This is a genomic window from Planotetraspora thailandica (genome assembly GCF_016863335.1).
In the GTDB taxonomy this organism is placed as follows: domain Bacteria; phylum Actinomycetota; class Actinomycetes; order Streptosporangiales; family Streptosporangiaceae; genus Planotetraspora; species Planotetraspora thailandica.
The window spans coordinates 58,260-68,382 of the sequence record NZ_BOOR01000069.1; the positions used below are offsets into that span (position 1 = coordinate 58,260).

Genomic DNA, 10,123 nt, shown 5'->3' on the forward strand with positions numbered 1-10,123 from the left:
TGCTCTTCCCGATATGGCGCACCTCTCCCACCATTCGCGACCTACTGACAAAAGGGTGGAACATGAATCAAGCGCATTCACCTGCTCTACGGGCCGGGGCCATCCTCGTGGCCGCCGTGCTCGCGCTGGGCGCGTGCGGCCGCGGTGAAACGTCCTCCTCCGGCGGCTCGCAGGCGCCCGGCGTCACCGACACCACGGTGAAGATCGGCGCGAGCTACGCACTGTCCGGTCCGCTGGCCGCAAACGGCACGGCCGCCATGAACGGCGCCAAGTCCTACTTCGACGCGATCAACGCGGCGGGCGGCGTGAAGATGTCCGACGGTAAGACCCGCAAGATCGAGGTCGTCCAGTACGACGACGGGTACGACCCCGCCCGCGCCGTGCAGAACTACAGGAAGCTGACCACGCAGGACAACGTCTTCGCGCTGTTCCAGACGTTCGGCACCGCCCCCAACCTCGCCATCATGGACTCGGCCAACTCCGAGAAGGTGCCCCAGTTGTTCGTGCACAGCGGCGCGGCGGTCTTCAGCCAGGATCAGAAGGCCAAGCCGTACACGGTCGGCTGGCAGCCCACGTATGAGACGGAGGGCGCGGCGTACGCCAAGTTCCTCACCGCCAGGGACCAGGACCTGACCGTCGCCGTCATCTCGCAGAACGACGATCTCGGCAAGGCCTTCGTCAACGGGTTCACCTCGGGCATCGGCGGCAGCAAGGTAAAGATCGTCGCGCAGGAGACCTATGAGGCGACCGACCCGACGCTGGACAGTCAGATCACCAAGCTGGCCGCCTCGAAGGCCGACGTGCTGTTCTCGGCGATCGCCATCCCCAAGCTGACGGCGGGAGCCTTGTCGAAGGCGGCCGAGCTGGGCTGGAACCCCGAGCACCTGCTGGTCAGCCTGGTCTCGTCCGTCGACCAGGTGATCAAGCCCTCGGGCCTGGACGGCTCGCACGGCATCTACAGCACCGCCTTCGTGAAAGCGGCCGACGACCAGCAGTGGGCGGCCGACAAGGACGTGCAGGACTACATCGCCCGCATGAAGACCAGCGCGCCGGGCGCCGACCCGACCGTCCCCAACGCCGCCTGGGGGTACGGCGCCGCCGCGACACTGGTCAAGGCGCTTCAGGAGACCAAGGACATCACCCGTGACGGCCTGGTCCAGACCGTCCAGCACCTGACCGGCTCCGTACCGCTGCTCCTGCCCGGGCTGGAGCTGCACGCCTCGTTGACCGGGCCGCCGCTCGACCGGCTCCACGTCCAGCAGTTCAAGGACGGCAAGTGGAGCCTGATCGAATGATCTGAGCCTGAGGCGGTCTCCCCCGGACGGAGGCCGCCTCAGCCCATCCCGCGGTCGTCTCCTCGGTCGTCGAGATGGAGCGGCATGGGGACACGGGCGACGATGACCTCCGGGTGATGGCGCAGTGCGTTGCTGAGCACCAGGTCGAGATGGTTGTGCAGGAGGCCGTAGCGCAGCCGGGCGGGGACCAGCACGGGGATGAGCACGATGATCTGCTCGTCGCGGCTACGGCGCAGCTCGTCGATGAAGGCCACGACCGGCCGTGCCACCGAGGCGAACTCCGTGCGCAGCACCCGCAGCGGCACCCCGGGGTTCCAGCGCTCCCACCGCTCGTGCAATTCGCGGGCCTGCCCGGCCGTCTCGCCCGGGTCGCCGCTCACCACGGTGACGGCCACGACCTCCGAACCGATCGACAGGGCCTGCCCGATCGCGTGCTCGGCCAACCGGGAGACCCCGGTCACGGGAATGACCACCAGGGTGCGTACGGGCCGGGGCCTTCCCGGGATCTCGTCCAGGCCGAGAATGCGCCCCACCCGGTCGTAGTAGTGGCGGATGCGGCCGAACAGGGCGATGAAGACGGGTATCGCCAGCACGACGACCCAGGCCCCGGCGGTGAATTTCGTGATCAGGAACACCAGCGTGGCCGCGGCCGTCGTGACGGCGCCGACGCCGTTGACGATCGCGCGATGCCGCCAGCCCGCCGGACGCGCCCGCCACCAGTGCACGACCAGCCCGCTCTGCGAGAGCGTGAACCCGGTGAACACCCCGATGGCGAACAACGGGATGAGCGCGAGGGTCTGCCCGCCGACCGCGACGAGCAGCGCGCCGGAAAGCACGGCCAGCACCCAGATGCCCGACGCGAACACCTGGCGGTCATCGCGCAGGGAGAACAGGTGGGGCAGGTAGTTGTCTCTGGCCAGCAACCCGGTCAGCACCGGCAGCCCGCCGAACGCGGTGTTGGCGGCGAGGGCGAGCACCAGCGTGATGGTCAGGGACATCAGGTAGTAGGCCCAGTCCCTCCCCACCGAGGCGGCCATGACCTGGCTGAGCACCGTCTCGCCCGGGCGCGGCGCGAGATGCCACCGGTCCGCCAGTACGGCGAGGCCCAGCAACATCGCTCCGAGGATCACGCCCAGCAGCGCCTCGGTCCTCTTGGCCCGCACCTGCCGGGGCTCCTTGAACAGCGGCACCCCGTTGGCGATCGCCTCCACCCCGGTGAGCGCGCTGCAGCCCGCGGAGAAGGCCTTGAGCACCAGCAGCACCCCCACGGCCTCCACGGGCGGGGGAGCGTGGCCGGGCCGTACGGTCGCCAGTGGATGGAGCAGCCCGATGGCGATGACGGCCAGCAGTCCCACGATGAAAACCATCGTGGGGAGCAGGAACGCCCGGGCGGTGTCGCCCAGGCCACGCAGGTTGAGCAGCGTGATGACCGCCAGGATGCCCAGGCTGATCGGCACGGTCGCGTCGCGAAGGCCGGGGAACGCCGAGGTCAGCGCGCCCACCCCGGCGGCGATGGAGACCGCGACGGTCAAGGTGTAGTCGACGATGAGCGCGGCCGCGGCGAGCATGCTGACCCGGGCGCCGAGATTTGCCCGGCAGACCGCGTACGCGCCTCCGCCACCCGGGTAGGCGTCGATCACCTGGCGATAGGAGAGCACGAGGATCGCCAGCAGGATCACGATGGCGACCGTGATCGGCAGGACGAGGTGGAGGGCCGCCACCCCCGCCGCGGCGAGGACGGCGAGGATCGCCTCGGGCCCGTAGGCCACCGAGGTGAGGGCGTCCAGCGACAACGCGGACAACCCCTCCGCCGGAGTGATCTGCTCCTTGGAGACGTCCCGCGCCCGCAGCGGCGGCCCGATGAGGAACCGCCACACCGACCGCAACGCCGAGGTCAGCACGGGCCGGCAACCCTGCCGCCCGGGGCGCGCGTGGCCGTGCGCGCGGGATCGGTGCGCAGGCGTGTCATCGGCGACGTCCCCTCGGTCGTGCCTGCCGCCGTGAACGTCACTCCGTGTGGTGGCGTGGCGGATAGGTCGAGCTCACCTTGGCGATAGCCCGAACGGAACGGCCGAAAACCTCGTCACCTCATGGCGTCCCCGCTCGCCGTGCGGCGAGCACGACCTCGGTCATCGTGGCGAGAAACCGGTGCACCGTCGCGAGTTCCTCCTCGGAGAACGACCGCATCGCCGTGACCAGCTCCGTGATCAGCGGACCGAAGAACGCCCATCCCAGGGCGACCGCCTGATCCCCGACGACGAGCAGGACCCGTCTGCGGTCCTGTGTGTCCCGGACCCGGCGGATGTGTCCCGCCTTCTCCAGCCGGTCGACGAGGCCGGTGGTCGAGGCGGACTGAAGGCCCATCTGCTCGCCGAGCCAGCCGGGTGTCGCACTGATCCCCGCCCGCGCGGCGTCGAGGAGATGGATCAGGGCGCGCAAATCTGTGGGGTGCAACAGGTGCGTGGCCGCGAAGTCCGCTCCGACCAGGTCGAACTCCACCGTGAGGGTGCGCAGGAGATGGACGAGACGCATGCCCGGGTCCTGGTCGTCGATGTCCATCCGAAATTCCCTTGATGTCGACTATCTCGTTAACCGAGAATATTGTCCATCGTGACAACCGTACAAGGAGTCTCATGACCCGGTCATCGGGGGAGCCATCGGGGGAGTACGTCGCCGCCTACGACGCCGTCATGGCCCAATGGCCGGTCTCCGTCGAGCCGGTGGACGTGCCGTCGCCGTACGGCACGACGCACGTCAACGTCTGCGGGCCGCGCGACAGCCGGCCGCTGGTCCTCCTGCACGGCGGCGGCGCGACGTCGGCCGTTTGGTTCGCCAATGTGGGACGGCTGAGCCTGGCGCATCGCGTCTACGCGGTCGACGTCATCGGGAGTCCCGGCCGCAGCGTCGCGGACGGCCGGCCCCTCGCCGACGTGGCCGGCCTCATGGACTGGCTGGACACGCTGCTCGGCGCACTCGGGTTCGGCGACGTGGATCTCTGCGGCCACTCCTACGGCGGGTGGCTGGCCCTCACCTACGCGCTGCACGCGCCGGGCAGGGTGCGCAGGCTCGCGCTCGTCGACCCGACTAACTGCTTCGCCGGCATGGGGGCCCGATACCGCCTGCGGTCCGTACCCGTCGTCGCCAGGCCGAGTGCCGAGCGCGTGCGCGCACTGATCAGGTGGGAGACCGGCGGCATGCCCGTCGACCCGGCGTGGCTGAGACTGATGTGCCTGGGCGCGGAGTTCCCCGGCGCGAAGGTCGTCATGCCTCGCCGTCCCGCCCCGGGCCGGCTGCGGGCCTCGGCCGTTCCCACGCTGCTGCTCCTCGCGGAGAAGAGCAGGTCACACGACATCCACACGGTGGCGGCCAACGCCCGCAGGGTCATGCCCCACGTGCTCACGGCCGTCCTGCCCGGCGTCTCGCACCACACCGTGCCGACCGAGCATCCCGAGCACCTGAACCAGGGTCTGGCCGAGTTCCTCGGCTGAGGCGTCAACCCGTCGCGGCCGCTGCGGAGCGCGTCTCATAGGCTTGGCCGGGTCGCCGGTCGCGCGGCCGTGAAGGGAACGGGCATGGGTCGGTATTCACGTGTCGTGGTCAAGCTCAGCGGAGAAGCTCTCGCGGGGGACGCGGGCTGGGGAACGGATCCGGCCAGCTTGGCGCAATTGGCCGACGAGATCCTTTCAGTTCACGAGCTCGGCATCGAAATCGCGGTCGTGATCGGAGGCGGCAACTACTTCCGCGGCCGGATGGCCGACGGCTGGGGCATCGGCAGGGCCGAGGCCGACAACATCGGCATGCTCGGCACGGTCATGAACGCGCTGATGTTGCGCGGCGTGCTGACCGCACGCTCGGAAACCGATGTGCGCGTGATGACCGCCATGCCCATGCAGAGCGTGGCCGAGCCGTTCATCCGGCTGCGCGCCGACCGGCATCTCCGCCGCGGGCTGATCGTGCTGCTCGCCGGCGGCATCGGCCAGCCATTTGTCACCACCGACTATCCCGCCGTCCAGCGAGCCCTTGAACTGGACGCCGACGCGCTGCTGGTGGCCAAGCGCGGCGTCGACGGGGTCTACGACAGCGACCCGAACCTCAATCCGGACGCGAAGCGCTACACCGACCTGACCTACAGGGAAGCGCTGGCGGCGGGGGTGCGGGTCATGGACGAGAGCGCCTTCGTGCTCGCCAACGAGCAGGGGCTCCTCATGCACGTGTTCGACGTGGCGGCGAGGGGGGCGATGCGCGCCATCTGCCAGGGCGAGGACGTCGGGACCGTGATCACCGCTGATGCCGCCGGAGCACGACCGGCTTCTTGATCACGCAGGCGTTCGCTCCGCATAGTAGGAGTCACCTCTCGTACGGCGACGGGGTGACCCAGACGAAGGCGGTGTGGCGAATGGCACGAACGGACGGGATCAGGCTCCGTGTTCTCATGGAGCCTCTGCACGGGGCCCGCTACGAGGACATCCTCGCGCTCGCGCGGGCGGCCGAGCAGGGCGGATTCGACGGGTTCTTCCGCTCGGACCACCTGCTCGGCGTCGATCCGGACGACCGGACCTACCGGCCCACCGACTGCTGGACCACGCTCGGCGGCCTGGCCCGCGACACCCGTCGCGTACGGCTCGGCGCGCTGATGAGCGCGGCGACGTTCCGGGCTCCCGGCCTGCTGGCGACGATCGTGGCCTCGGCCGACGAGATGAGCGGTGGCCGGGTCGAGCTGGGGATCGGCACCGGGTGGTACGCCAGGGAACATGCCGCGTTCGGGCTCCCGTTCCCGGGCACGGGTGAACGGTTCGACCGGCTGGAGGAGCAACTGGCGGTCATCACCGGGTTGTGGTCGACGCCGGACGGCCAGGAGTTCTCCTTCGACGGTGCGCACTACCGCATCGAAGCCAACCCTGCGCCACCCCGGCCGGCGCAGTCGCCGTATCCGCCGATCCTGGTCGGCGGAACGGGGCCGAAACGCACGCCGGCCATCGCCGCGAGGTACGCGTCGGAGTTCAACGCGGGCCTGGGCGGCGACCTGGCCGCGCAGATGGCCACTTTCACGCGCGCCTGCGAGGACATCGGCCGCGATCCCGGCGAGCCGCGGCGCTCGTCGTTGCTGCCGATCGCGTGCGGGTCCACGCAGGCCGAGGTGGAACGCCGGGCGGCCGGCATGGCGCCGTTCTTCCGCGGCATCGCCGCGATCGGCTCTCCGGAAGAGGTGACCGAGCGGATCGCGGCGCACGGCGAGTTCGGCATCGACACGGTCTACCTGTTCATCCTCGACATCCACGACCTGGAGCACATCGCTCTGATCGCCGCGGAGGTCCTGCCGCACCTCGCGGGGATGAAGGTCGCCACCGCGTAGGCGCCTGAAAGGGGGCCCCGGCTGTGCCGGGGCCTTCTGCGTGTTCAGGCGGGAATGGCTTGCCCTCCACGGTTGCAAATCGGACATAAATCACATTTCCGAGCAATGAGTGCGCTAGTGGGTCAACCTCGCCAACAAAGCGCTAAGAGGCGTGCAAAAGCGACTGATCACCGTTTGTCGCATAGTCGTCACGGAAAGCAAGAAGACAGCTGGATAACCCTATATGGGTTGCCAGAAGCGCATATGCCCGATTGTCCGGGGAGCTCGTGGCAATAGGGCACCACGTTTTTCAGGGGGGAAATGAAATGCCCAGCTTCAAGAGCCTCATCGGCGTTCTCGCCGTCAGCACCGCGCTGACCGGTGGAGTCGTCGCCCTCGGCACCGCGGTGACCTCGAGCGCCGCGAATGCCACCACCGTCATGGGTGGCTGCGGCTGCGGCGGTGGCGGCTGGGGTCGCGGACACCGCAACCACAACCGCAACTGGAACCACAACCGCGAGCGTCAGCACGCGCGTCAGCACCAGCACCAGCGTCAGTTCCTGATGCGCGACTTCACGCTGCTCGTGACGCCGTTCCAGAAGAGCGACAACCAGACCCACCCGCAGCAGAAGCAGCACAACGAGTCCGAGTCCGAGTCCGAGTCCAAGTCGAAGGCGAAGCCGTACTACGGCGACCCGTCGACGGGCCGTTCGGTCGTCGCTCCGGCCCCGGCCCCGGCGGCGGCTCCGGCCCCGGTCGTCACCGTCACCGCGACGCTGCTGGCTCCCACCGTTCCGGCGTAATGTCATGAAAGAGGCCTCCCCGGCAGTCGCCGGGGAGGCCTCTTTCACGCGGTCGCCGGTACGGCTAGCCGCCGGTGATCACAAATTGAGTGCCCGGCTCTCTGACGATGTTGCCGGTGGCCGAATTGGTGATGGTCACGTTCGACAGCGTCGCGTTGCCGCGTGCGCCGCTCATGGCCAGGATCCCCGCGCCGTTGTTCGACTTGTCGATCTTCACATTGGTGATCGCGACGTTCGGCATATTGCCGCCGCCCGTTTTGAATTGAATCCCGTCGTAGGTCGAGTCGTAGATGTCGGTGTCGCGGATGGTGACCCCGGTGATGTCCAGGCTCGACGGGAACAGCGTGATGGCGCCGAATTCCTGGTCCTCGTTCCAGAAGACGCCGCCGCCGCGGTAGATCGCGTTGTTGGCGATCAGCGTGGTCCCCGAGAAGGGCAGGGGACTGTGGTCGGTCGCCAGCATGATGCCCGGGTAGTTCATGGTGTCGTAGATCAGGTTGTTCTCGATCGAGTTGTCGTAGCCGCCGTAGATCGCGATGCCGTTCGCGCGCCAGGGCAGCTGGATGGTGTTGTTGACGAAGTGGTTGTCGTGGGTGTTGTCGACGACCCGGTCCTTCACGGCCTGGTTGGCCCAGACCGCCAAGGCGTCGTCGCCCGTGGTGCGGAACGACGAGTTGAACACCTTTGAGTTGCGCGTGCCGTTGGTGAAGTTGATTCCGTCGGCGTAGGTGTCGCGGATGCGCATGCCGCTGAACTCGAGCCCGTCGGCGGGGCCCCACAGCGCGGGGATGTTGTCGTAGTCGCGGCCGACCCAGACTCCCACGTTGGCGTGCTCGATCCACACGTTGGAGATCTTGGTGCTCTTGCCGAACCGCCCGTTCAGGCCGACCCCGCCCTCGTCGTTGCCGTCACCGCCGCGGATGCGGCCTGAGCCGAAGATGGCGATGTCGGAGATCTGGACGTTGTCGTCGATGTCGAAGCCGAAGTTGCCCTCGTGCGGGTGGTTGATGCCGCCCACCACGTCCTGCGGCTCGGTGAGGGTGTACAGCTGGGAGTGCCACATGCCCGCGCCGCGGATCGTGACGTTGCTGATGCCCACCTGGTTGTACTGACCCCGGTTCAGCGGGTCGTCGGTGAGGATCTTCTGCTCCTGGCGCCACTGTCCCGCCGGGATCCACACGCAGCTGATGACGCCGTTTTGGTCGTCCGTCACCGCCCGCTGGATCGCGGTCGTGTCGTCGAGCCCGTCGCCCGGCACCGCGCCGTAGGTCGTGATCGAGGTGCAGCCGGCCGGCTGGCTCGCCGGAGGCGCCACCTGCTCCAGGTCGATGAAGTCGATGATGTAGAACGCGGCCGTGTCGGACGCGTCGCGCTGCAACCGGAACCTGGTGCCCGCCGGGTAGGACTGCGGGAGCAGCGCGTGGGCCTCGTCGAACAGCCGCCGGGCGTCGGCCTGGGGGGTGTTCGTCAGCGCCTCGGGCCCGTCGGTGTTCCCGTACAGCCAGCTGTGCTTGGACGAGAGGGTCAGTTTCTGGGCGAAGGTGTCGTTGATGTAGAGGCTGATCGTGGCGTCGATGCCGCCGCCGTTCGGCGCGTCGGGAATCGAGTTGCGCACCACGATCGAGTTGGTGGCGTTGGTCGAGGTGAACTCGACGAACTGCCCGGTGCCGTTCAACCGTACGGACTGCCGGCCGGACGACTCGGTGGCGAAGTTGGTGTGCCCGAAGGTGCGCAGCGGGTCGGTCGTGAGCAGGGTGCCCTGGTAGCTGGCGTTCTCCGCCTCATATTCGACCCACGGGACCGCGGCCCCGCGGCCGACGACGATCGCCTGCGAGAACGTGTTGTTGGTCTCGTTGGTCTCGGCGACGACGCCGGTCGCATCGGCGGTCGCGGTGATGGTGGCCCCGCCCGCGGTGGCCGTCCAGCTGCCGCTCACGGCCACGTTGACCGTGGCTCCGGCGGCGATCGAGGCGGTGTTGGTGTTGAGCGTCGTGCCGCCCACGGCGATGCGGGTCACCGTGGGCGCGCCGGAGGCGGTGGTGCCGCGGTTCTTCACCGCCACGGTGAACGTGACGGCCGCGCCGACGGCCGGGTTCGCCGGGTTGGAGGTGACGCCGAGCACCTGCAGGTCGGGGCCGGGAGCCTGCGCGACCACCAGCTGGGAGGCGGCGGTGTAGAGGTTGTTGGTCTCGTTGGTCTCGAAGACCGTGTTGTCGGCGTCGACGCGGGCGCTGACGGCATAGCTGCCCTCGCCTCGGGTGCCGATGCTCTGCGTCACCGTGGCGGTGGCGCCTGCGGCGAGCGCCGGGATGTCCGCGGTGCCGACCAGTGCGCCGCCGAGGTTGAAGTTGACGCTGTCGGCGGCCGAGGCGGCGGTGCCCGCGTTCCTGACCGTGGCCGACAGGGTGATCGCGTTGGTCTCGTTCGGGGAGGCCGGGGTCCACGACAGGTCGGTGACCGTGAGGTCGGGGTTCGGTGCCGCGGTGCCGAAGACCTGGAACTCGGCGATCTGGCCGGCGGGAGCGCCGGTGTTTGAGGTGATCTTGAGTTGGACGTCGGCGACTCGTGCGGTGACCGGGATGGTCACCGTGTTGCCGGAGGCCGGGTTGAAGACGTACGGCGCGGGCGCGACGAGGCTGGTGAAGCCGGATGCGTTCTGCTCGCGGCCGAGCACCTCGATGGTCTGCGTGCGT

The 10,123-nt window shown here is 68.8% G+C and carries 8 protein-coding genes; 5 read left to right on the plus strand and 3 right to left on the minus strand.

Annotated elements, in window-relative coordinates:
- The first annotated feature begins 62 nt into the window (after positions 1 to 62).
- A complete protein-coding gene (locus Pth03_RS35120) occupies positions 63 to 1,295 on the plus strand; it encodes an ABC transporter substrate-binding protein (protein WP_203948786.1) in 1,233 nt (410 codons plus the stop codon).
- Positions 1,296 to 1,333: 38 nt separating this feature from the next.
- On the opposite strand, the gene Pth03_RS35125 is transcribed toward Pth03_RS35120, so the two are convergent.
- Complete coding sequence (locus Pth03_RS35125; RefSeq protein ID WP_203948787.1) at positions 1,334 to 3,196, minus strand: APC family permease; 1,863 nt, start codon at positions 3,194 to 3,196, stop codon at positions 1,334 to 1,336.
- A gap of 187 nt (positions 3,197 to 3,383) precedes the next feature.
- Positions 3,384 to 3,854: a MarR family winged helix-turn-helix transcriptional regulator gene (locus tag Pth03_RS35130; RefSeq protein ID WP_203948788.1), complete on the minus strand. Its 471-nt coding sequence runs from the start codon at positions 3,852 to 3,854 to the stop codon at positions 3,384 to 3,386.
- A 74-nt stretch (positions 3,855 to 3,928) separates the two neighbouring features.
- Here Pth03_RS35130 and Pth03_RS35135 point away from each other — a divergent pair, with 74 nt between their 5' ends.
- The 4 genes from Pth03_RS35135 (at position 3,929) to Pth03_RS35150 (ending at position 7,430) form a co-directional block, all read left to right on the plus strand.
- A complete protein-coding gene (locus Pth03_RS35135; protein ID WP_203948789.1) occupies positions 3,929 to 4,783 on the plus strand; it encodes an alpha/beta fold hydrolase in 855 nt (284 codons plus the stop codon).
- Positions 4,784 to 4,867: 84 nt separating this feature from the next.
- Positions 4,868 to 5,611 (plus strand): UMP kinase, encoded by a 744-nt coding sequence (gene pyrH, locus Pth03_RS35140; RefSeq protein ID WP_203948790.1) that lies wholly within the window; start codon positions 4,868 to 4,870, stop codon positions 5,609 to 5,611.
- Between the two features lie 80 nt (positions 5,612 to 5,691).
- The gene (locus tag Pth03_RS35145) at positions 5,692 to 6,648 is read left to right on the plus strand and encodes a TIGR03560 family F420-dependent LLM class oxidoreductase (protein ID WP_239119602.1); all 957 of its coding nucleotides are present in this window, start codon (positions 5,692 to 5,694) and stop codon (positions 6,646 to 6,648) included.
- A gap of 305 nt (positions 6,649 to 6,953) precedes the next feature.
- Positions 6,954 to 7,430 (plus strand): hypothetical protein, encoded by a 477-nt coding sequence (locus tag Pth03_RS35150; protein ID WP_203948791.1) that lies wholly within the window; start codon positions 6,954 to 6,956, stop codon positions 7,428 to 7,430.
- Between the two features lie 64 nt (positions 7,431 to 7,494).
- Here Pth03_RS35150 and Pth03_RS35155 read toward each other — a convergent pair.
- The coding region (locus Pth03_RS35155; protein ID WP_203948792.1) for a CARDB domain-containing protein at positions 7,495 to 10,123 on the minus strand (2,629 nt) is incomplete at its 5' end.

Bases quoted from the DNA above. Each gene is read 5' to 3' on its own strand.
- pyrH (WP_203948790.1), top strand. From the start codon at position 4,868: ATGGGTCGGTATTCACGTGTCGTGGTCAAGCTCAGCGGAGAAGCTCTC.
- Pth03_RS35145 (WP_239119602.1), top strand. From the start codon at position 5,692: ATGGCACGAACGGACGGGATCAGGCTCCGTGTTCTCATGGAGCCTCTG.
- Pth03_RS35150 (WP_203948791.1), top strand. From the start codon at position 6,954: ATGCCCAGCTTCAAGAGCCTCATCGGCGTTCTCGCCGTCAGCACCGCG.
- Pth03_RS35120 (WP_203948786.1), top strand. From the start codon at position 63: ATGAATCAAGCGCATTCACCTGCTCTACGGGCCGGGGCCATCCTCGTG.
- Pth03_RS35130 (WP_203948788.1), bottom strand. From the start codon at position 3,854: ATGGACATCGACGACCAGGACCCGGGCATGCGTCTCGTCCATCTCCTG.
- Pth03_RS35135 (WP_203948789.1), top strand. From the start codon at position 3,929: ATGACCCGGTCATCGGGGGAGCCATCGGGGGAGTACGTCGCCGCCTAC.